The sequence below is a fragment of the Peribacillus sp. NPDC056705 genome, from assembly GCF_043656335.1.
This window is the reverse complement of sequence record NZ_JBHTYI010000263.1, coordinates 1-1,102: the sequence shown is the minus strand read 5'-3', so window position 1 is coordinate 1,102 and position 1,102 is coordinate 1. Positions and strand designations below refer to the sequence as shown.

The window sequence follows — 1,102 nt, the reverse complement described above, 5'->3', positions numbered from 1 at the left end:
GCTATAGCACAAGCACTGGAGAAGGCAGACATGACAGTCGGAGATGTTGACGGTATCGCTGTTGGCGTCGGGCCAGGCTCCTATACAGGCATACGGATTGCCGTTACGACGGCGAAGACGCTGGCCTGGGCACAGAACATTCCGGTGCTCGGCGTATCGAGTCTTCATGCACTGGCATGGGGAGGCCTTCAGTCGGGCTGGAGCGATGCTTCGCCAAAGCAAGGAATACACTGGGTCATCCCGCTGCTCGATGCGAGGCGCGGTCAAGTGTATACAGCTCTATTCGCAGCGGATGCGTCAGACGAGCAACGAGAACCGCAGCGACTGGAACCGGATGCGATCCGCTTGATGCATACCTGGACGGAGTCGCTCATCGAACGGATGAGTCAACTTCCGGGAGAACAGCGTCCTGCTGCTATTTGGTTTGTCGGTGAGACGGAGATCCATGCGGAAACGGCACGCAGGCTTGAGCACTTGTGCCCCAATATGCTTCACATTCATCCATATTCACTGGAAGGACGATGGATGGGTTACCTTGGAGCCAAGCGATTGCTAGCTGGTGAAACGGATGACACGCACACGCTGGTACCCAATTATACACAGCTTTCCGAAGCGGAAGCGAACCTGCTGCGTAAGCGGTGAAGGGAGCGAGAGGGATCGTCATGGAGCAGGAACGGAATTGGATAGAGATCGATGAAGAAGCAGGACTTGTCTTTCGATTGATGACACTCGAAGATATTTCGAAGGTGATGGTCGTAGAGCGAGAATCGTTCACGGTTCCATGGACTGAGGAAGCGTTTCATAACGAACTTACGCTGAATCACTTTGCCAAGTATATGGTGATGGAGCATGAAGGAGAGATCGTCGGATACGCAGGAATGTGGACGATCGTGGATGAAGCGCATGTTACCAACATCGCTGTACTTGAGGAGTACCGGGGGCGTAAATGGGGAGACCGTCTGCTCTCGGAATTGATGAAAACAGCGGCATACATCGGCATGGAGAAAATGACGCTGGAAGTCCGTGTCTCGAATCATGTAGCCCAGCGCTTATATGCCAAAAAAGGATTTAAACCCGCCGGTCTTCACAAAGGCTATTACTC

The 1,102-nt window shown here is 53.3% G+C and carries 2 protein-coding genes; both read left to right on the top strand.

All coding sequences use genetic code 11. The features are described 5' to 3' along the window. The coding region (gene tsaB, locus ACFRAK_RS29510; protein WP_394573272.1) for a tRNA (adenosine(37)-N6)-threonylcarbamoyltransferase complex dimerization subunit type 1 TsaB at positions 1–642 on the top strand (642 nt) is incomplete at its 5' end. 20 nt (positions 643–662) lie between these two features. Further along, a partial coding sequence (rimI, locus tag ACFRAK_RS29505; protein ID WP_394573271.1) for a ribosomal protein S18-alanine N-acetyltransferase occupies positions 663–1,102 on the top strand: 440 nt, incomplete at its 3' end.